Consider the following 22,695-nt stretch of genomic DNA (forward strand, 5'->3'; position numbering starts at 1 on the left):
GAAACACATTTACAAATCATGCCCGCAATAGGATAAATTGAAACTTTTATTGCAAATAGGGAAATCAGAAATCTCATTATTTCTGACAGCCAATGCTAATGCCATCCAGTTGTGAAAGGATGGGTCCTTGATTTTATAATGCAGCAGTTCTCCTTCCGGACCAGTAATAGCTGCATGGCATATTTCTCCCCGCCAGCCTTCCACTAATGAAAGAGTAAATAAATTGGTTCCCGGGTTTAATAAATTGTCTCTTTCTGATGGACTAACTTCAGGGATTTCTTTCAGAAGTTCACGAATATGTTTTATTGACTGAAAAACTTCTTCTCTTCGAATCTGAACCCGTGAGTAGACATCTCCATGATGCTTTACAACAGGTTCGTGATTTAGCCTCGGATACATGCTGTAAGGGTGCGAATTTCTCACATCCCGCTTAAGTCCGGATGAACGGGCTGCCATCCCGACAACCCCGATGGTTATTGCATCTTCAGTCGAAACAACCCCTGTTCGTTCAAAACGTGAGAGTGCACTGGGCAAATTGGACAATTCTACATTCATTTCTGTAAAATCAGGCTCAAAGGTATCCAGTACTTCTAAGAGCCTGTCCGCCAGTTCCCTGGTCACAGGAAATCTATTCAGCCCGGGCCTGATAAAGCCCTTGGAGAGTCGGTTTCCGCACCATTCCTGCATGAAATTTACAATGGGTGTGCGTAATCGTCCAAATACAGCACTGCCGAGTTGATAGGCTATATCAGTGCATAATGCACTCAAATCACCCGTATGAATGGCAATCCGCTCCAACTCAAGGGCTATTGTTCGTGAGAAATCAATATCGGGAGTAGTTTGAAAGTTACAAAGGCTTTCCCAGGTATGGGCAAATGCAGTGGCATGCCCTACAACAGTGTCTCCTGCAATGTTTTCAGAAAGGGTTGCTTTTTCTTTCAGCGACTTGACATCAAGAAATAATTTCTCAATCCCCCGATGTTGATAGCCCAGTTGTATTTCCAGGTGCAGAATCTGCTCTCCGTTGCAAATAAACCTGAAATGTCCGGGTTCAATGACCCCTGCATGTATCGGGCCAACACCAACTTCATGAAGTTCCTCACTATCAATGGAATAAAAGGGGTACCCTGCAATTTCCTTATTCTTGTCAAAGCGATCATGCGAAAACCTGACCGGTTTTAACCACGGATGATCAGAATAATCTATTCCAAAATTTTCATGGATTTCACGCTCAAATTTTTCAAAGCAGAGCTGCTTCGCAGAAAAAGAATGATATGGATTTCCGGTTTCAACAAGGCATGAAGAAACATAAATCTGATGATCAGTATCGTCAGCTATGCAACAAATCAGCTTAATGGCATTGCCTTCTTTATAGCCGAAATAATTCACGCAATGCCGGGCTGTACTTTCGGATACCATGCCGGTGTTCAATATCAGGAAAGCCATGTAGGAAACCACTGGTATTTCCTTGACCAAAACCGGCTGATTGTTCTTTATGGTTAGGTAATGCATAGTCTGATTTTATAAGTTTTTTGTGGCAGGTTTTCAGCCTGATACTGTATTGCAGGCTTTATAACATGCACTGACTTTAAACCGGCAAAGTTGGCAGCAGGCTGACACTGTCTTTAAGTAATTCCACAAATACAGCCGGTGGATTAAGTCCCAGGTATACAGCTAAAACAAGAAGTACAAACTGGGTAACTGATTCCCAGGGACTGATTTTTTCAGCTACTGAATCATCAAATCCGATGGCAGGAACAAAAAGGATTTTAAAGATATTTTTCCCAAAGGACCAGATGATAATGGTAAGAAGCAATAATACCGGGATGAGAAGAAGGATCTGACCTTGATCAAATATTGATTTGAAGATCAGGAATTCACTCACAAACAAACCGGAAGGAGGCATTGCAGTTGCACTGATGAATCCCAGTAAAAGGACCATTGCACCTGTAGTATTGTATTTAAAGTAGTTCCCGATGTGATAGATGTTTTTGTTCTGAAAAACACGGTAGAGCTGATTGTATTGAAAGAAAAGACTCGACTTGACAAATGCATGCAATATGATGTGCAGAACTGCCGCATAATACCCAATTCCACCTGCGGCAACTCCCAGCATAACAATCCCCATATGTTCAATGCCCGAATAAGCAAACATACGTTTCACATTTTTAACTTTCAGCATATATACAGCTGAAACAAAGATGGAAAGAAATGCTGCTGTGCCTACAACCAGCTGTGCCCAGTGCAAAAGCGGAGTATTGGCGATCACAATGTAAAAACGAAAAATCCCGACAAAGCCCAGGTTCATGAGTACAGTTGCCAGTAAGGCTCCCGCCGGGGCAGGGGCTTTATCTTTTGCATCAATACCCGCTGTAAACATCGGGACTAAACCAAGTTTTGCTGTAAAACCGGTGAAAATGAAAAGAAATGCCATCCTGAGCCAGACAGGGTTCAGTTCTGCTTTGCGTGCTAACAGGTTGGTAAATGAAAGGTCATCAGAACCTGCATGCTGTAATGAAAGGCTAAGGAACAAGATGCCGATGAAAATAAATGTAATGCTGATGGCACAGATAAAAACATATTTCCAGGTGCCTTCAAGTGCGAGCTTGTTGCGATGGTGATAGATTAATGCTGAAGCACTTAAAGTGGTAATCTCAGTAAATATCCAGGTAACAGCAATGTGATTCGAAAGGTACCCGGCACTAATCGCGGTTATCAATAACACAATCGAGGTGAGGTAGATAGCTCTTGTCTGAGGATTCTCTTTATGATTTTCTATATAAATGTAACTATGTATCATCGAAGGGACGGCTATAATACTCATCGTGATAAGTAATATGATCCCCAGAGAATCAAAAGAAAAATAAATGAGTTCAGAACTTCCGTGATGTGCGCCGGCATAAATGGTAAATGCGGATTGTAAAAGCAGGAATAAACCTGCCAGTGAATAAACAAGCCATTTAGCCCTGCTAATAAACAGGATAATGGCGATGGCAAATGCAGTTATGAGATATATTCCAATCATCAGAGTCTCGTTTAATAGTCTTTTAAGTTACTTAGCTGATCCACATCCACATCTTTAAATACATCACCTATCTTGTTCAGGAAGATCCCTAGAATCAGTACACTGGCAAAAATATCCAGCATTATACCCAGGTTGACCAGCATGGGCATTTCATTGCCAATCGCTAATGATAAAACAAATACACCATTCTCAATGACCATATAGCCCATCACATGGGTAATGATCTTACGGCGGGTGGCGATAAGGTAAAGCCCGAAAAATAAGGTTGAAAGTGCAACAACAAAGAAAATCTTATCCAGGTTATCATCTTTTATGGTATTGGATATCAATATTGTAATGATGACTATCACCGTTGTGATCACTAAGGATACAAAATTTGGAAGAAAGGGCTCAGCTTCCCTGGTAATGTTATTTCGCTTAAGCAGGTATCCCAGGAAAATAGGGACTGCCAGCGACTTGAATACGATAGTTTCAAGCAGGATCAAGACCAGGTTGAGGGTATTGATTTCACTCAACTGGATAAATACCACGAAAAAAAGGAGTACCCCCTGTAGCGCCAACACCTTAATATACGTCATCAGCCGATTGGCGATGGCCATATAGAATAGAGTGATAATGAATGTGATAAGGAGAACATGTATCATAATTTCAAAGGTTTTGGAGCATCTTAAATGAACTTTTCAAGGATCAGTAAAACACCAAAAAATATCAGCAGGCTTACCGATGTTAAGGCAACAACAAATTGCGGATTATGACTCATCCTGAACCTGGCCATAAATGATTCAATCAAACCTATCGCTACAGCCATGAGGAACTGAATTCCAAAAAACGATGGAATGGCGTATTGGTAAGGTATTACCCCGATAAAAAGGTTTACAATGAGTGCTCCGTAAATGGCGAATTTCACATACCCGGCAGTTAGGATAAGTCCAAGATCAAACCCACTGTTATCTAATATCATAACTTCATGAATCATGGTCAGTTCAAGATGGGTTTTAGGGTCATCAATGGGCATCCGACTGCTTTCAATCATGGCTATCATCAATAAAACAAAGGTTGCCAGTGCCGCCAATGCATAGCTGATTTGTGATCCGATATGGAGGGCTGCAAATATTTCCTGGAAGGAGGTATGGCCGGACAACAAAGCCAGCGATCCCATCAGGATAAAGAAGGCTGGTTCGGCAAACATCGAATACAAGGCTTCGCGACTGGCTCCCATGCCTTCAAAACTGCTTCCGGTATCCATGGCTGCAATGATGCTGAAAAATTTTCCAAGGCCCAGCACATAAGCAAAGAAGATGAAATCTCCATTGAAACTCAGTACACCCCTCGATTGACCAAAAGGAACCACCAGCATAGCCATGATGACAGACGCAAAGTAAATGGTGGGTGCAATCTGAAAGACAAAACTTGTGGTTTCGCTATAAACCACACCTTTGCGAAACAAACGTACCACGTCAAATACCGGTTGCAGCAGTCCAGGTCCTTTTCGCCCGGAAGCCAGGCTTTTTGTCCGGATAATGACACCTGTAAAGAAGATGGCAGCTATCAGTATTAATATTACACTCAGCATTTTATAGTTGTTTTAAAAAGTCGATGAATGATTTCAGGTATTGATAAAGAATGGGTAAGCTTAAAACAGAAAGAATGAAAAGCACACCGTAAAGGATGTAAAACTGCAGTTTCCCGTTATTAAGAAATACAAACCGGCCAAGGAAGGCTTTATTGGTTTTCAAAGGACTGTCAATCAGCCATTTTTCCATCTTATCATATGGATGGGTATGATATTTTACTTCGTCAGGAAATATACCATGAACTTCATTTTCATGTTTTCCAATGGATAAAAAAGGAGCGAATAATTTACTATAAGTTCTCACAAATGAACTTGCTGTGTATTGCATTTTTGGTGAAGGTGAGCCATACCCACAACCCCATGTAGGACCGGTTTCAATTTTTCTGTGCTTTAATGCAAACTTCCTGAACATATAAATTGAGCCAGCCACCAGGATGAGTAATCCCGAAGCAAAACTTATAGGTTGAATAGAGCTAAAGGCTTCGTAATGTGCCGGGTTGAATGCTGGAGCACCATTTCCAGTCATAAGGCTGACCGGCTTAGACAAGAGAGTAATAAATATCATTGGAAAGAGCCCGATCAGGAGAATAATTCCAACTAAAAGGTACATGGGTAATAACTGTAGAAACGGGGCTTCCTTGCAGGATTGCGGCAACTCGCTCCTTGCATTACCCAGGAACACAATTCCGAAAGCCTTGGTGAAGCACAGCAATGCTAATCCTCCCACCATCGCAAGTCCTGCAGTGGAAAAAATAGCCGCCAGCAAGGGAACCATTGTTGCATCTGAAAGCCATTTATATAAACCGATGTAGATGATATACTCGGAAACAAACCCGTTAAATGGTGGTATCCCGCATATAGCAATGGCTGCAATCAGAAAGAGTGCTGCAGTTTGAGGCATCTTCCTGATCAGTCCGCCAAGTTTCTCAATGCTGATGGTATGTGTTGACTGGTAAACATTCCCGACAGCATAAAACAAAAGTGATTTGAAGAGCGCATGATTCAGGGTATGCAGCATGGCACCAGTAAAACCTAAAGTCGCCATCACCTGGCTCCCGGTTCCCATGCCTATGCATCCAATCCCGATTCCAATTCCTATGATCCCGATGTTTTCGATGCTATGATAGGCAAGTAGTCGTTTCAGATTATGTTGCACTATGGCAAGCATAACTCCATAAAGCCCTGAAATAACAGAGATGATTAAAATCATGTATCCAACCGATGTGATGTCGGTTACAATAAGCAAGATCATTCTCAGAATGCCAAAGATCCCGATTTTGATAATGACACCCGACATGATGCCTGATACATGCGATGGAGCTGCCGGGTGGGCATAAGGTAACCAGGTATGAAAAGGAACCAGTCCTGCTTTTATGGCAAATCCAATGAAGAATAGTACAAATAGCATAAAGGAAGAGGACACAGGAATACTGGCCGAATAGGTGGCAATGGCTTGAAAGTCATAACTTCCTGTCTTGGATGCCACCCATATGAAACCAATCATCATAAATAATATAGCCACATGGGCTTGCACCAGGTAATTAATACCGGCCTTTATGGTAATACTAAGTTCATGTTCGAAAATAATCACCAGGAATGAAGCAAGTGTCATGATTTCCCAGGCTATAAGAAATGCTAAGCTGTTCTGAATCATGCAGATACTTATCATTGCGGCATGCTGAAGAAAGAAGGCAATACTGTGGAGGGAAAGGTTATTCCGCTGTTCGCGGTAGGCTTTCATGTAAAACAGTCCGTAGAAGCCACCCGTTAAAAAGACCAGGTTAATAATCAGTATAAACCAACCTGACAGGGCATCAATGCGAATAGGAATGGTTCCAAAAACATATCCCCCGGGTAGCGATATACTGATCACTTCGCTTATAAGGCTCTGGATGGCATAATATCCTGATAATACCGAATTGATGAATACCAGGATAAATGCAGCAATTCCTTTGGCATTCACTTTCAGGAAAGGTATAATGATGATACCGCCGAAGATTATCAGGAATATTGCCATTACCATGCTCATGACACAACATTAAAAACGGTGAGTAGAAACATGGCTAAAATAAAAACGATACCATAGAGCACATAGGATTGTACCCGTCCATTCTGAATGAAGCTGAAATAATTAGCCGAATACAATAGCCTGCGGGTAAAGGGGCCAATCAGCCTTTTTTCAAAGAAATCCAGGTAATGGGATATATAGGATCTGCGCTCAGGGAAGATTTCCCCAGGTTTCAATTCCTGGTAACCTTTTTTCTCAATCAAAAGGAAGTTGAGGATCTTTCCCATCGGTTTGGAAAATGATTTACTGGTATATTGCATCCTGCTGTTGGGAGCGACATATCCGCAGCCCCAGGTACTTGCAGTTCGCTGAACCCTGTAGTGCATCATCCTGGAGCGAATAAACCAGGATATTGCGATTATACCCACCAGAAGGAGGGAGTACCAACTGATTTGGCTGACCGACACTGCATATTGGGTAAGGATAACCGAATCTGACAGGCTGGGATAAGCCTGATTAAGGGCATTTCCAACAATGTTGAGGTAGTAGGCTGGAATAAATGCTACACTCAGCATTACCAATATGATAAGATACTGAGGAATTAACATGATCTGTGAAACTTCACGTGGCTTTTCATGGAGTTCTTTACGTGGCTGTCCGAGGAAAATGGTACTGAAAGTCTTGGTGAAAGCCAGTAGTGACAAACCTCCGATAATACTTAAACCGGCTAATGACAGTACAAAGAGTAGAATCTGGCTGATACTGTTAGAACCAATTCCTTGAATAAGTCCAAGGTAGATGATGAATTCCGAAATAAAACCATTCAATGGGGGAAGCCCCACCTATGGCCAGGGCTCCGATCAGGAAAAGTCCTGCAGTTTTAGGCATTGATTTGATCAAACCACCAAGCTTTTCCATATTTCGTGTATGGGTCTGCTGATATACAGAGCCTGCAGAATAAAATAACAATGATTTGAATAAGGAATGGTTCAACACATGCAATAATGCTCCGCCGAATCCAAGAAAGTACATCACCGGGGAATGGTTCCCAATCCCAATAGTACCAATCCCAATTCCAATCCCGATGATTCCGATGTTCTCAATGGTGCAGTAGGCAAGCATTTTTTTAAAATCACGATGCACGGATGCGTTTATAATTCCATAAATGCCTGTCAATACTGAGATGGATAAAATTATTTCACCCATCAGAATGTGATCTGAATGCAGAAAAGTGATCATCCTGATAATGCCATAAATTCCAAGCTTTACGATCACCCCTGACATTACTCCTGAAATGTGGGATGGGGCCGCAGGATGTGCATGGGGTAGCCAGCTGTGAAGAGGAATGAATCCTGCTTTAAGACCAAAACCAATGAAAAAGAGCAGGAATAGCCAGGTATTATTGTTTGTTTGAAAAAAACTTCTGATCGCTTCGAAATCAAAAGAGCCGGTTGCACTATAAATCCAGATAAATCCAATCGTGAGTAATACAACACTGATATGCATCTGCACCAGGTAGTTAATACCAGCTTTCAAGGTCCGGGGTTTATGGTGATCGAATATTACAAGCATCATAGAGGAAAGTGACATCACTTCCCAGGCTAACAGAAAAGCAAAACCATTCTGTAACATACAAACCCATACCATCGACAGGTGAAACAGGATAAATAGAAACCAGTGGAGGTTGAGTTTTGAAGGAGTATTCTGATAAGCTTTCAGATACCCGGTTCCATAGAGCACTCCGGTGAAGGAAGTGAAGTTGATAATAAAGATAAACCAAGCAGATAAACCATCAATCCGGATAATAATATCACCAAGGAATGATCCGGCTCCAATTGAAAATTCGACGATTTGTCCATTCAACGCAGGAAAGGCAATCCAGGAAGTCAGCAAGGAGTTGATCAGGACTATGAAGGCAGCGGTATATGCTTTGTATGACGTTGAAGCGAAAAACATCACAAAGATTAGAAGAAGCGTAGCGATCCAACTTAGATGAACCATTTCTGTCATGCCCTGCATTCTAAGAACTTTTACTATGAGCCTGTAAATTTAGAAAATTAAACGGGTAGTTGTTCTTTAGAGTTCCTGACAGTTAATTATTAGGTGCGGAGATGATTTCATAAATGCATGGAAATAATGATGATGGTTTAAAAATCCATATTCCCCTTATCTGATATAAAGGAGGTTAGAGTTCGACAAATCAGGAGTAAAGAGCTTGTGCAAGGATTCATCATTAAATTCATTTTGAATTCTAACATGAGGCAATCGGCAATCATGCTTCATCATCTCTTTCCAATATAAGTATGTACCTTTGTCCTCAATTACTGCCACAGATACAGAGTAAGTTGAGATTTCTTCTGAGCAGTGATTCCCCCATTTTTGTTGCCATTTTAACCTTTTATTAAAGAATATGCCTCACAAATCCGGCTTTGTCAATATTATCGGTCACCCCAATGTTGGGAAATCCACCCTTATGAATATTCTCACAGGGGAGAAACTTTCAATTATTACACCTAAGGCTCAGACTACCCGCCACCGTATCCTTGGAATTGTTAACGGGGAGGATTACCAGATTGTTTATTCTGACACCCCGGGTATCGTAAAACCACACTATAAGCTTCATGAGTCGATGATGAAGTTTGTGCAGTCAGCCTTACAGGATGCTGATATATTTGTTTACCTCACAGAAGTAGGGGAGAACAGTTTTGATACAGAGGTAGTAGAAAAGATCCGTTTGTCAGGGAAACCCCTCATTTTTGTGATCAACAAAGTGGACCTGGTAAAGCCGGAAGAGGTGCAGCAGAAAATCGCCACCTGGCAGGAACAGTTGCCGGATGCATTGATTATTCCGACTTCGGCAAAGCTGAACTTCAATGTAGATAAGGTGATTCAATCGGTTATTGAGCGATTGCCTGAAAGCCCGCCTTATTTTCCAAAAGATGATGAATTATCGGACCGGCCATTGAGGTTTTTTATCTCAGAAATGATCAGGGAGAAGATTTTCCTGCAATTCCAAAAGGAGATACCCTATTCAGCTGAAGTGGTAGTGGATTCCTTCAAGGATGGGCCAAAGATCACGGTGATTATGGCCACCATTTATGTGGAAAGAGAAACGCAAAAGGCGATCATCCTTGGGCATCATGGGGCAGCCATCAAAAGACTGGGTACAGCTGCCAGGAGAGATATCGAAGCATTTATAGATGCAAGGGTTTACCTGGAACTAAGTGTTAAGGTGAGCGACGACTGGAGGCAGGATGAGCTGAAACTGAAGCGATTTGGGTATGAGTTCTAACTGAAAAAGTCTATGAGGGCAATTAGAAATCCACAAATGGACACAAATGATCCACAAATGATCTCAAATTGAAATATTTCTTAAGTCCTTTTTCGGCACGGAATTATAAATTCAGGCTTTTACTTTTCCATATAAACGGTAGTCAGTACGGTTTGGCCTACAGCATGAAGGGTTTCCTTACTAATGCCGGCAATATTGTCGTTTACAGTATGCCAGTGCTTATAAAACCCCGATTCAGTAGAAGCATCCCTCTGTATGATATCAATAGTCGGGATTTGCCGGATCTGATTGATATACACATGATCATCAGTAATAGCCTGAGTTTCTTCGGCTACAAAATAACTGCTATATCCCAGTTTAGCCGCCATTCGCCAAACCTTGTTCATCACATCAGGTGCATAATACATTGAGGTGCCCTCGAGAGTGAAAACAGCCCCTTCAGCTCCCACCATATCAAGCAAAATCCCGTATCTGGCAGTATAGGCTGTCTTATGAGGATTCCTCGACCAATACTGAGACCCTAAAGCCCAATCATTTTCAACTTCTGAGGTTTCATCCTGGGGAGCCCCATAGTCTTCACCATCGAGGAAAATGATATCTACACCGACATCAGGAGCTTTGATACTTAGCTGTCGCGCGATTTCAATCAGCACACCCACACCACTTGCCCCATCATTCACACCATCAATAGGGGTGCGGTGCTTCGATACATCCGGGTCGTTATCCGCGTAAGGGCGTGAATCCCAATGAGAACAAAGCAATATCCTGGTACCAGCCTGAGGATTAAAAGATCCGATGATGTTCTTCAGATCAAGAGGGGTGCCATTGTATGCCTTCATCTGGAAGGATTGCACAGTCACATCATTTGTGTATCGTCTTAGGGTTGTTTCCAGCCAGATGGCACATTTCTTATGCTCCGGGGTATTCGGAACCCTAGGACCAAAAGCAGCCTGTTTCTTAATAAATGAGAATGCTGAATCAGAGTTGAAATCTGCCTGGACCACCTTCTGTTCAGGGAGGTTGACTTCCTCCGTGCCCTCTGCAGGTTTAGGTGTTTGTTTACACGAGAAAAAAATACTGGCAGAAGCCATAACGAAAATCAGGAATAGTATGCGCATAGTAGATCGTTCGATGGATCAAAAGTACGTATTATCCTTGAATTTAAATCTTCACAGCCCTTATAGCAGGAATGATGCCTTCTCACCGAATTGCCCTGTAAAAACTGTTTCATCCAGTTGCCTTCGGGTTCGTGCTTCAAATTCCATCTTCCTGAGGTTAGGATGCAGTACTTCTGCATCACCTATATACCCAATGGTAAATGCAACCCTTACCTCGAAATCAGAAGAAATATTTAATAACTCTGCAGCTTTGTCCGCATCAAAACCAGCCATCTGGTGAACATACAATCCTTCTTCTGTTGCTTGTATACTCAGGTGGGCAACGGATTGCCCAAGATCATAAGCCCTTGTTTTATTTTCAGTTCCTTTAGGGTTATTCACCCTGCATATGGCAAGGCAAAGCACTGGCGCTGTTTTTACCCATAGTTGATTAAATTCTACCAGCGTTTCAAAGATCCCGGAATATACGGCATCACCTTTGAATCCAACAAGAAAATACCAGGGTTGTATATTAGATGCGGAAGGAGCCCACCGGGCAGCTTCAAAAATACGCTGAAGTTTTTCCGGCTCAACAGGTGCATCAGAAAATGCACGCGGACTCCATCGTTTATATAATAAATCATTGAGATGATAAGTGGTCTGGGGTTTCTTGATTTCTATCGGATTCATGAACTTATATAATTTATGCTCTCAAAGTTACGCTTTCTTAACAGGGAGTGTGTGTGAATATTCGAAATTTAACAACCTCCGGAGCTTTGCACGTGCTAATTGCTGATTTCAACCAATCTTTGGGTTTAGCTTATTCATGAAAATCATTCCTGTTTGAAAATTCAATGTTCCATTCACTCTACTCCATCCATCAGCAGCCTTTACCCGGAACAATTTTCAAAATGCTATCATCCTTGCATATAGCTAATTTGTGTAAAGAATTCAATTCCGAATTAAAAATATTGCCAATGTAACTTTCCCGGATACAAATAATTTTGACAATCCAAATCACTTGGATAGAGAATTATTATGAAACCCACTATGAATTTCCTACTTTTGTTCTGTCCATTCATCTTACACCCTTTACATCATGAAAAACAAATACCTGGACCTGATTGAACAAACTTTTGACTTTCCTACTGAAGAATTTAAGGTCGAGGATGGTGAGCTTCTGTTCAATAATATTCCTTTAATGGAAGTGATCAAGCAATACGGCACTCCACTGCGAATTACCTATCTCCCTAAGATCGGCAAACAGGTTCAAAAGGCAAAACGCCTCTTCAATGTAGCTATGGCAAAGGCTGCTTATAAAGGAAGTTATTCCTATTGCTATTGTACCAAGAGCTCCCATTTCTCCTTCGTCCTGGAAGAGGCATTGAAAAATGGGGTGCATATTGAAACCTCCTCTGCCTTCGATATTCCGATTATTGAAAGTTTATTCGAAGCAGGGAAGATCAGTAAGAGTAGTTATATCATTTGTAATGGGTTTAAACGCCCTCAGTATATTGAGAATATTGTTAACCTGATAGAAGAAGGTTTCGAGAATGTGATTCCAATCCTCGATAATAAGTTTGAGTTGGATGAGTACGACAGGAATATTACAAAGAAGATAAAAATAGGAATTAGAATTGCTTCGGAAGAAGAGCCCAAGTTCGACTTTTATACCTCCAGGCTTGGCATTCGATATAACGATATTATCCCATATTATGAGGAAGAGATAAAGAACAATCCTAAGTTCGAACTAAAGATGTTACATTTCTTCATCAATACCGGGATCAGGGATTCGGCCTATTACTGGAATGAGTTGTTGAAGTGCGTGAATGTATACTGTGAATTAAAAGCTGTTTGTCCGCAACTTACAGCACTCAATATAGGCGGAGGGTTTCCTATTAAGAATTCCCTGAGCTTCGACTATGATTATGAATACATGGCCGAAGAGATCATTGCCCAGATCAAGAGTGTATGCGATCGCACGGGTACACCTGAACCCGACATCTTTACTGAGTTCGGATCGTTCACTGTTGGTGAGAGCGGGGCAATCCTATATTCAATAATTGACCAGAAAAGGCAGAACGACCGTGAGGTATGGAATATGATCGATAGCTCCTTTATTACTACATTGCCGGATACCTGGGCAATCAACCAGAAGTTTATCTTAATGGCAGTGAATCACTGGGACCAGGAGTATGAACGTGTATTCCTTGGCGGACTTACCTGCGACAGCGAGGATTACTACAATGCCGAAGCTCATACCAATGCGATTTTCCTGCCCAGGCTAAAGGATGATGAACCCTTATATATCGGTTTGTTCCATACAGGAGCTTACCAGGATTCCCTGGCAGGGTATGGTGGAATCCAGCATTGCCTGATCCCCGCACCAAAGCACATTATTATCGATCTTGATGAGGATGGTGAATACACTACGAAGCTGTTTGCCAAAGAGCAAAGCCATAAGTCTATGCTGAAAATCCTGGGCTACTAGAGATTAGTGCTGGGTACCGGGTGCTGAGTGCTGAGGTTGAATGTGGTTCTAAAATTGTGAATAGAACATAAAAAAACGGATTTAGCAGATACGGACAGATAGAATTGTGCTAAAAAAGAGGATATAAATTTATTAGGAACCAAAGGGATCACAAATTGCACAAATCCATCACAAATAAACACAAATGAATAAGTCTGTAGGTTGAGGGATCTGAATTCCTAAAACGAACCGGACAGCAAACTCAGCACCCAGACTCAAGCACTCATCACTCAGCACCCAGCACCCAGCACTCAGCACCCAGCACTCAGTACCCCGGCACCCAGCACAAAATAAATTCGTAATTTTGCCACAGGAAACAAGAGACTCATCACAACCTCAAACAAGGCTTGCTATGAAACAATATGGAGATTTACCTAAGAAATTTACTGATTTTGAGACTGCTAAAGTAGTCATCATCCCTGTTCCTTATGATGGGACCAGTACCTGGTTAAAGGGTGCTGACAAAGGTCCGCAAGCTTTGCTCGAAGCATCTGCCAATATGGAAGTATATGATGTGGAAACAGATAGTGAAGTTCATAAGGTGGGGATCCATACCATGCATGCAGTGGCAGAAAGTAGTTCACCTGAAGCTATGGTGGATGCGGTTTATAACAGGATGAAGGATGTGCTGAAGAAGAAAAAGTTCCCTGTCCTGATAGGAGGGGAGCATTCAGTAAGTATTGGTGCCATCCAGGCTATTGCTGATCATTACCAGGATATTACCATCTTGCAGTTCGATGCTCATGCCGACATGCGCCAGGAATATGAAGGCTCTAAAAATAACCATGCTTGTGTAATGGCTCGTGCCAAGGAAGTTGCGCCAATTGTCCAGGTTGGTATCCGCAGCATGAGTGTGGAAGAACGTGAAGACATTCAGCCCGACCGGGTTTTTTATGCTTTTAATATTCATGAGCATAAAACCTGGATGTATGAACTGTTAAATAAGCTTACCCGTAATGTGTATATAACGATTGACCTGGATGTACTGGATCCTTCAATCATGCCTTCTACAGGCACTCCGGAACCCGGGGGATTATTGTGGTACCAGTTGCTGGAAATCCTTAAAACCGTTAGTGAGCAGGTGAATATTGTAGGATTCGATGTGGTGGAACTCCGCCCGCTCAAGGAAAATAAATCACCAGATTTCCTCGCCTCTAAGCTGATTTATACCCTGTTAACCTATAAGTATATAACCGGAATAAAATAAGTAGGAGGCTCGTCCGGATTGCATGTTTTCATGATTATCTTTGATAAAATGACTGAGGATGGAATCTTCTGACCTGAAAAGAAAGATTATTACTAAAATTAACGCTCTCGAAGAATATAAGCTGGAGGAGCTATATGGTTATTTATTAAATTCTTCAAATAGTAATTCAGATTTGTCGGATTGGACAAATCTAAGTGAAGAGCAAAGAAAAGGCATTTATAAAGCTATTCTTGAATTGGAATCGGGAGAAGGGATTCCAAATGATACAGTATTTAATAGCATACGTTCCAGATATGTCTGATGAATAAAAAAGTTGTATGGTCTACGGAAGCCGTAAATGATTTTATCTGTATTTCTGATTTTCTAAAAGCTCATTGGGAAACTAATGTGGTGATCTCTTTCATTGATTTGACACAATTATGTATTCGGGCCATTTCTCGCTTTCCCCGACAATATCCTGTTATAGAGCAAAGGAAAAAGGTTAGAAAATGTGTGGTAACAAAGCACAATTCTATATATTATAGGGAAGCTGGAAATCAGATTCATATTCTGAGAATCTTTGATACTCGTCAGAACCCTGTAAAGCTAACTTTCTGACCGAAAGTATTACCAATCCAGAAGCCACGCAAAAATCAGAGGTGCAACGATCGTAGCATCACTTTCAATAATATATTTTGGTGTATGAATATCGAGCTTACCCCAGGTGATTTTTTCATTGGGAACAGCTCCGGAATAACTGCCGTAGGAAGTGGTAGAGTCTGAGATCTGGCAGAAATAACTCCAGAACGGAACATCATGCCATTCAAGGTCCTGGTACATCATAGGAACAACACAGATTGGGAAGTCACCGGCAATGCCGCCGCCAATCTGGAAGAAGCCAACACCTTTTCCCTGTGAATTTTTTCGGTACCAGTCAGAGAGCCACATCATGTATTCAATCCCACCTTTTACAGTAGTAGGTTTCAGTTCACCTTTAATACAATAAGAGGCGAAGATATTGCCCATTGTACTGTCTTCCCAGCCCGGAACGATAATCGGAAGATTCTTTTCAGCTGCTGCAATCATCCATGAATTCCTTGGGTCGATTTCGTAATCGGGCTCCATGGCTTTTGAACGAAGCAGTTTATACATGAATTCGTGGGGGAAATACCGTTCACCACGAGAGTTGGCATCTTTCCAAATAATTTCAATATGATGCTGTATTCTTCTGAAAGCTTCTTCTTCAGGTATACAGGTATCAGTAACTCTATTCAATCCTTTTTCGAGCAATTCGAATTCCTGTTCAGGTGTCAGATCCCTGTAGTTTGGAATTCTTCTGTAATGAGAATGAGCAACAAGATTCATGATATCCTCTTCCAGGTTAGCCCCGGTGCAGGTGATGATCTGGACTTTGTCCTGGCGGATCATCTCGGCAAGGGATACACCCAGTTCAGCAGTGCTCATTGCACCAGCCAGGGTAATCATCATTTTGCCGCCTTCTTTCAGGTGCAACTCATAGGCTACAGCTGCATCAACCACAGTGGCAGCATTGAAGTGCCTGTAATGATGCTGCATGAATTGGGAAATCGGTCCTTTATTCATATTAATGGTTCTTTGTGCAAATATAGGGGATTGTTTAAATGTTTGATTGCTGGTCTTGAAAAACAAAAGTTAACAATTCTGATCTGATCCTTTTGGAAAAATATTATTCCCTCTCATCAGTTAAACATTGCAGTAAAAAATCCAGATGGGATTACAGGTTAATAAAAAAAACCACGATGAATAGTGGGCCCCCTCTTTTTGATACGCTGATTCCCATTTTTTACAATAAAGAGAACAAATGTGTCAAATCTATAGTTTTTGCAGTATTTTTGAATATTGTATTCAAATATTAAATATCATGAAAATCAACGTATTACTATTACTGACATTGACAACCTCGTTTGCTTATGGGCAGTATTCAATAAGCCACTTATCGGTTCATTCACCTGAAATGAATGTTCCTGCACTGGTCAACCTTACAGGTAACCATGATATTAAAGCAGTTGCCGGTACAACAACAAAATTGGACCGTGACGTTATTTCGCATTGGGATACCATAGTTACCTATTTACAGGATACTATTCCCGTATCGAAGTACATCCGTGTCTGTGACCAAAGAGGGGAACCCGTTGAGGAAATTACATTGAACTGGAATTCCGGTTTTGAATGGGTGAACGGGGGAAGAGTGCTCTATACCTATGATGCTTATGGATGGGTAGAAACATTGATTTATCAGCTCGGAAATGCATCCGGTGGGTGGGATAACAGCTCCCGTGAAATATATACCCATACACCTGACGGAAAGCAGCTTACAAAACTTATAGAGGTATGGTACGGACTTAGCTGGCACAATTCCCACCGGACGACTTCGGCCTATTCTGAGGCTGGCCATGTGCTCTCAACTTTACTTGAAAAGTGGAATTATAATATCTGGAAACAAGAATATCGCTATACTTATACCTATGATTTCGATGGACGGCTGATTATTTTCCAGTATTATGGTGCCGATACTGTATCTAATGGCAAAAGACACCAATATGCCTATGATTCACTCGGGAATAACGTTCAGCAACTGGCGGAGGTTCTGAATCAGGGTGTGTGGGAGAATAGTGAAAAATATACCTACACTTACAACTCCTCAAACCTCATGCTGACTGAAATGAAAGAAATATGGTCGGGGGGCTGGAATAACTATTACCGTTACACCTATACATATAACAACCAGGGTCAGAAGATTGCAGAGACCTATGAAATCTGGTTTTCAACTGAATGGCGGAACGCATCAAGATGGACTTACAATTATGATGGTAATGATCTTTGCATCTTGTTACAAATTGACATCTGGGAAAATGAAGAATGGCATCCTTACTCAAAAGAGGATTATGAATATGATGTATTTTTGCGCTTAATAAGGAACTCTTCTTCCATGTATTCTGAAAATGACTGGTTATATCAAAGCATGTATTCCTATCATTATGATGATTATTCAAATCTGACAAGCAGGAGTTTCTTTACCTGGAACGACAACCAGTGGATGAACTATGAACGTTGGATATTCACCTACGATAGTCTGGGTAATTCACTCACTGGTGCACATAACAGTTGGACAGAAACCGGCTGGGTGATAACTGAAGGAGTGCTGGATGTATATGAAAATGGTGTATGGGCCACGTCAGTGACATATTGTAGCAATTATCAGGCTCATTTCGGAAATTTATATACAAAACTGGAAGAACCGTTACCCGATTTTACTTCGATAGTCAGCATTTATCCAAATCCGGTTCATGATCAGTTTACTGTCAATTTCCCCTCGGGCAGCGAGACAGTGTTTCAATACCACATTTATGATATAAAAGGAATTTTGGTAATCTCAGGGACTAGCACCTTACAGAATTCCGCCGTGGATGTCCGAATGCTGCCCCTAGGTATGTATCTTTTAAGTATCACAAACGGTACATCTACATCAGGCTGCCGCTTTATCAGGCAATAAAAAGGTAATCATTAGTTCATATCAGATTGCTTCCATATCTGTCGGAAAAATCCTTACCTTTGCACCCCTGTTTCCAATGCATAAGGAATGTTGATTTTCAAATCTTTATATCTCTGTGCAAGGACAGAACGCTATACCAGATTGTATTTCCCTGAATTATTTAGTGCCAATCCATTTACATTGCCTCGCTTTTAACGAATGAATCATTAACGACTGCAGCACTCTAAATCGTCACTTTGTCTACTGCAAGCCAAACAAATAAACACCTTATGCCAAGCATCCGTAACATTGCCATAATTGCCCACGTCGACCATGGTAAAACTACCCTGGTTGATAAAATACTACATGCCTGCAAGCTATTCCGCGACAACGAAGAAACCGGTGATCTGATCCTTGACAGTAACGACCTTGAACGTGAACGTGGTATTACCATCACTTCCAAAAATGTTTCTGTAGAATATAAAGGTATCAAGATCAACATCATCGATACACCAGGCCATGCTGATTTTGGTGGTGAAGTGGAGAGGGTACTGAAAATGGCAGATGGAGTTTTGTTGCTGGTTGATGCTTTTGAAGGCCCTATGCCCCAGACTCGCTTTGTTACACAGAAAGCCTTGTCATTAGGATTAAAGCCAATTGTTGTAATTAACAAAGTCGATAAAGAGAACTGCCGCCCTGATGAAGTGGAAGAGCATGTATTTGAACTTTTCTTTAACCTGGAAGCAACCGAAGACCAGCTCAATTTCCCTACTATTTATGGTTCAGGAAAGAATGGCTGGATGAGTACAGATTGGAAAAAACCAACTGAAGATATCACTGCATTACTGGATGCAATTATTGAATATATTCCTGTTGCCCCAATTCCGGATGGCCCGCTCCAGATGCAGATCACTTCTCTCGATTATAGTTCTTATGTGGGTCGTATTGCCATCGGACGTGTATCCAGGGGACAAATTAATTCAGGCATGTTTGTCAGCCTGATGAAGCGTGATGGAACTATTGTTAAGTCACGTGTAAAGGAGTTATATGTATTTCAGGGTTTAGGCCGCGCAAAAGCTGATTCAGTGCATTCCGGCGATATTTGTGCGGTTGTTGGACTTGATGGTTTTGAAATCGGGGATACCATCTCTGATCCTGAATCACCGGAGGCTTTACCGGATATTCATATCGATGAGCCTACCATGAGCATGCTCTTCACAATTAACAATTCTCCTTTCTTTGGCAAAGAAGGTAAATTCGTTACATCACGCCACCTGAGTGAACGCCTGGCAAAGGAAACGGAAAAGAATCTTGCACTCCGGGTTGAAGATACGGGCTCTCCGGATCAGTTTCTCGTGTTTGGTCGTGGAATCCTTCACCTGAGTATTCTTATTGAAACCATGCGCCGCGAAGGTTACGAATTACAGGTTGGTCAACCCCAGATTATTGTAAAAGAAATTGATGGGGTTAAACATGAGCCTGTCGAATCCCTTATTATTGATGTTCCTGAAAACGTTTCCGGTAAAGCCATTGAATTGGTTACTCAACGCAAAGGGGAACTAGTGGCTATCAACCCTAAAGGTGATCTTCAGCATATGGAATTTAATATTCCCTCCCGTGGAATCATTGGTTTACGTAATGCAGTTATGACTGCAACAGCGGGTGAAGCTATTGTCGCTCATCGTTTCAAATCATTTGAGCCATGGAAAGGGGCGTTACCACAGCGCCTGGTTGGTGTTTTGGTCTCCATTGAAACAGGAATGGCTACAGCTTATTCAATCGATAAACTCGCCGACAGGGGAAGGTTTTTCATTGAGCCTTTCGAAGATATCTATGAAGGACAGATCGTTGGCGAAAATACCAGGGATAATGACCTTGGAGTGAATATTGTCAAGGCCAAACAAATGACCAATTTCCGTACAACCGCAAAGGATGAAGCTGTTCGAATGGCTCCTGTTGTGAAGTTTTCTCTGGAGGAAGCCCTGGAGTATATCCAGGTTGATGAAATGGTTGAGATAACCCCGAAGTCCATGCGTCTAAGGAAGATTCTATTGAAAGAGCATGAAAGGAAAAGAGCAGGGAAATAAGGTGCCTTGGGTTCCGTTGAAAATATATATGAATTTCTTGTTTCTGCAATCATCATCAGGATTAGCTTCCTGATGATGATTGTGAATTACGGTATACCTTCAATGAAATAAATTCATTCCAATACAAAATGATTATGAAAACCAGATTATTATTCCTTATTTACTTTTTTTCGGTTGTATCCATTTCTGTCAGAGCCGATGAAGGTATGTGGCTCCCGATGCTGATCAGCAAATATAATATCGCTGAAATGCAAAAAATGGGACTTAAATTGACTGCAGAACAAATCTATAGTGTTAACCAGTCTTGTCTTAAGGATGCAATTGTTTCATTGGATCACGGAGGGTGCAGCGGTTCCATCATTTCTTCCAAAGGATTGCTGATTACTAACCATCATTGCGGATTTGATGATATTGCAGGACAAAGTACAGTGGAAAATGATTATCTCACTGACGGTTTCTGGGCTATGAGGCCGGAAGAAGAATTACCGATCCCTGGTAAAAGTGTCTCATTCCTTGTTCGAATGGAAGACGTTACAAAGATCGTTCTCATGGGTATCTCACCTGAAATGGATGAAACTACCAGGAATCATGCAGTGGAACAGGCTGTAGATAGCCTGAAAAATCTTGCAATAGCCGATACAAAGTATGAGGCCAGTATTGAAAGCATGTTTGAAGGGAATGAATATTATTTATTCGTTTATGAGACATTCACAGATATACGAATGGTAGGAGCTCCCCCTTCAGGTATTGGAAAATTCGGCGGCGATACAGATAATTGGATGTGGCCCAGGCATACCGGAGACTTTTGTCTTCTTCGGGTTTATTCATCTCCCTCAGGTAAACCTGCTACCTTTTCAAAAGAGAATATTCCATATTCAGGTAAGCACTTTCTGCCTGTTTCAATGGACGGCGTGAAGGAAGGCGATTTTTCAATGATTATGGGATATCCCGGGGCTACTGATCGGTATCTTACCTCATTTGGGATCAAACAGAAGCTGAACCAACTTAACCCGGCTGATATTGCGTTGAAAACAGCTAAAATGGAAATCCTGAAAAAGTATATGAACCAAAGTGATGCATTGCGAATTGCCTATGCTTCTGATTATGCATACCTGGCCAATTTTCAAAAAAAATCCATCCAGGAAAGCAAAGCATTAAAGCGCCTGAAAGTTGAAGAAGATAAAGCAATACAGGAAGATGCTTTCACTAAATGGGCCATGAGTGAGGATACCCGGAAACAGCAATATGGTGAGGTTATTAATGAACTGAAAAAGGTATATGAGGAAAAGGATTCGCAACTGGCCGATGTAGCAATGATCTATCTTGAAGAGACTTTAATCGGGGCCAAAATTCTCTTTTGGGCTTATCAAACCAATGAACTGGTAAGCTCTCTGGAAGACAAGGACGATCTTGAGGAACAGGTCAAATATTTCCGCCAGAAATCGGAGGAGTTTTATAAGAATTTTAATCCGCAAGCTGATAAAGAAGTGCTGGTAAAAATGTTCAAACTCTATAAAGAGAATCTGCCGGAACAATTTTATCCGGAATTATTTACTACTATCGAAAAGCGGTACAAAAATGATTTTGAAAAATATGCTGATTATTTGTACAATTCTTCCTTCTATGCTAATAAGAAAAAATTCGATGCCTTCCTGGATAAGCCCTCTCTTAAGCGAATCATGAAAGATCCTGCTTTTAAAGCTGCAAATTCATTCCTGGCATCCTATATTCTTTCAACAGTATTACAAATGGGTACCGAAGATGCCTTCAATCTTAACAGGAGGAAATATATTGCCGGACTCAGGGAGATGTATCCAAACAAGCATTTTTATCCTGATGCCAACAGTACACTTCGTTTAACCTATGGAAAAGTAATGCCCTACGACCCGGCAGATGCTGTAGAATATGATTATTTCACAACATCAAAAGGAATACTGGAAAAGCAGGATCCTGAGAGTGATGAATTCAGGGCCCCAGGACGTTTGTTAACACTTTTGGAAAATAAAGAATATGGTCGTTATGCCGATAATGGGCATTTACCTGTGTGTTTTCTTACTACCCATGATATCACAGGCGGAAATTCAGGAAGCCCGGTAATGAATGCAAATGGTGAACTGATAGGTGTAGCATTTGACGGCAACTCAGAGGCTATGAGCAGCGATATCAAGTATGATGCAAATCTTCAACGCACCATTTGTGTGGATATCCGTTACGTACTTTTTGTAATCGACCGCTTCGCAGGTGCAGGTTACCTCCTTGAGGAGATGACCCTGGTTAACCATTAATAGATTTTTAGCTTTTATATAGAAACCACAATAGTAATTTCCTATTGTGCTCCTGTGGGTTTCCGGGAAGGTGAATTTCGACTCAGTAGATTTCTATTGTG

At 41.4% G+C, this 22,695-nt stretch carries 17 protein-coding genes; 7 read left to right on the plus strand and 10 right to left on the minus strand.

What is annotated here, in order from left to right:
- Positions 1–9: 9 nt before the first annotated feature.
- From IPH84_05300 to IPH84_05330, 7 genes are all read right to left on the minus strand, one after another.
- A complete protein-coding gene (locus IPH84_05300) occupies positions 10–1,512 on the minus strand; it encodes an NADH dehydrogenase subunit (protein ID MBK7172641.1) in 1,503 nt (500 codons plus the stop codon).
- Positions 1,513–1,588: 76 nt separating this feature from the next.
- Positions 1,589–3,025, minus strand: a complete 1,437-nt coding sequence (locus IPH84_05305) for a hypothetical protein (protein MBK7172642.1) — start codon at positions 3,023–3,025, stop codon at positions 1,589–1,591.
- An 11-nt stretch (positions 3,026–3,036) separates the two neighbouring features.
- Complete coding sequence (locus tag IPH84_05310; GenBank protein MBK7172643.1) at positions 3,037–3,669, minus strand: hypothetical protein; 633 nt, start codon at positions 3,667–3,669, stop codon at positions 3,037–3,039.
- A 23-nt stretch (positions 3,670–3,692) separates the two neighbouring features.
- On the minus strand, positions 3,693–4,598 hold the full coding sequence (locus IPH84_05315) for an NADH-quinone oxidoreductase subunit H (GenBank protein MBK7172644.1): 906 nt from the start codon (positions 4,596–4,598) through the stop codon (positions 3,693–3,695).
- A 1-nt stretch (position 4,599) separates the two neighbouring features.
- Positions 4,600–6,615 (minus strand): hypothetical protein, encoded by a 2,016-nt coding sequence (locus IPH84_05320; protein MBK7172645.1) that lies wholly within the window; start codon positions 6,613–6,615, stop codon positions 4,600–4,602.
- An 8-nt stretch (positions 6,616–6,623) separates the two neighbouring features.
- Complete coding sequence (locus tag IPH84_05325; GenBank protein ID MBK7172646.1) at positions 6,624–7,433, minus strand: hypothetical protein; 810 nt, start codon at positions 7,431–7,433, stop codon at positions 6,624–6,626.
- Complete coding sequence (locus IPH84_05330; protein MBK7172647.1) at positions 7,372–8,616, minus strand: hypothetical protein; 1,245 nt, start codon at positions 8,614–8,616, stop codon at positions 7,372–7,374. Before IPH84_05330 ends, IPH84_05325 begins: the two co-directional genes overlap by 62 nt.
- Before the next feature lie 400 nt (positions 8,617–9,016).
- On the opposite strand from IPH84_05330, the gene era reads away from it, so the two are divergent.
- Positions 9,017–9,898, plus strand: a complete 882-nt coding sequence (era, locus tag IPH84_05335; GenBank protein ID MBK7172648.1) for a GTPase Era — start codon at positions 9,017–9,019, stop codon at positions 9,896–9,898.
- A gap of 119 nt (positions 9,899–10,017) precedes the next feature.
- Here the strand turns inward: era and IPH84_05340 are convergent, their stop codons facing one another.
- Together IPH84_05340 and IPH84_05345 are read right to left on the minus strand one after the other, a co-directional pair.
- Positions 10,018–11,016, minus strand: a complete 999-nt coding sequence (locus tag IPH84_05340) for a M28 family peptidase (GenBank protein MBK7172649.1) — start codon at positions 11,014–11,016, stop codon at positions 10,018–10,020.
- 60 nt (positions 11,017–11,076) lie between these two features.
- A complete protein-coding gene (locus IPH84_05345) occupies positions 11,077–11,685 on the minus strand; it encodes a nitroreductase family protein (GenBank protein ID MBK7172650.1) in 609 nt (202 codons plus the stop codon).
- A gap of 409 nt (positions 11,686–12,094) precedes the next feature.
- Between IPH84_05345 and IPH84_05350 the strand changes: the two genes are divergently transcribed.
- The 3 genes from IPH84_05350 (at position 12,095) to IPH84_05360 (ending at position 15,033) form a co-directional block, all read left to right on the plus strand.
- A complete protein-coding gene (locus IPH84_05350) occupies positions 12,095–13,486 on the plus strand; it encodes an arginine decarboxylase (protein MBK7172651.1) in 1,392 nt (463 codons plus the stop codon).
- A gap of 391 nt (positions 13,487–13,877) precedes the next feature.
- Positions 13,878–14,732, plus strand: coding sequence for an agmatinase (gene speB / locus IPH84_05355; GenBank protein ID MBK7172652.1), 855 nt, complete (start codon positions 13,878–13,880; stop codon positions 14,730–14,732).
- 58 nt (positions 14,733–14,790) lie between these two features.
- The gene (locus tag IPH84_05360; protein MBK7172653.1) at positions 14,791–15,033 is read left to right on the plus strand and encodes a hypothetical protein; all 243 of its coding nucleotides are present in this window, start codon (positions 14,791–14,793) and stop codon (positions 15,031–15,033) included.
- Between the two features lie 305 nt (positions 15,034–15,338).
- On the opposite strand, the gene IPH84_05365 is transcribed toward IPH84_05360, so the two are convergent.
- The gene (locus IPH84_05365) at positions 15,339–16,313 is read right to left on the minus strand and encodes a deoxyhypusine synthase family protein (GenBank protein MBK7172654.1); all 975 of its coding nucleotides are present in this window, start codon (positions 16,311–16,313) and stop codon (positions 15,339–15,341) included.
- A 298-nt stretch (positions 16,314–16,611) separates the two neighbouring features.
- Here IPH84_05365 and IPH84_05370 point away from each other — a divergent pair, with 298 nt between their 5' ends.
- The 3 genes from IPH84_05370 to IPH84_05380 all read left to right on the plus strand — a co-directional run bounded on the left by IPH84_05370 (position 16,612) and on the right by IPH84_05380 (position 22,594).
- Complete coding sequence (locus IPH84_05370; GenBank protein MBK7172655.1) at positions 16,612–18,243, plus strand: T9SS type A sorting domain-containing protein; 1,632 nt, start codon at positions 16,612–16,614, stop codon at positions 18,241–18,243.
- Positions 18,244–18,512: 269 nt separating this feature from the next.
- Positions 18,513–20,309, plus strand: coding sequence for a translational GTPase TypA (typA, locus tag IPH84_05375; protein MBK7172656.1), 1,797 nt, complete (start codon positions 18,513–18,515; stop codon positions 20,307–20,309).
- Positions 20,310–20,443: 134 nt separating this feature from the next.
- Entirely contained in the window at positions 20,444–22,594 is a 2,151-nt protein-coding gene (locus tag IPH84_05380; protein MBK7172657.1) for a S46 family peptidase, read from the plus strand.
- Positions 22,595–22,695 lie beyond the last annotated feature (101 nt).

It is taken from the genome of Bacteroidales bacterium, assembly GCA_016707785.1.
GTDB lineage: Bacteria > Bacteroidota > Bacteroidia > Bacteroidales > UBA4417 > UBA4417.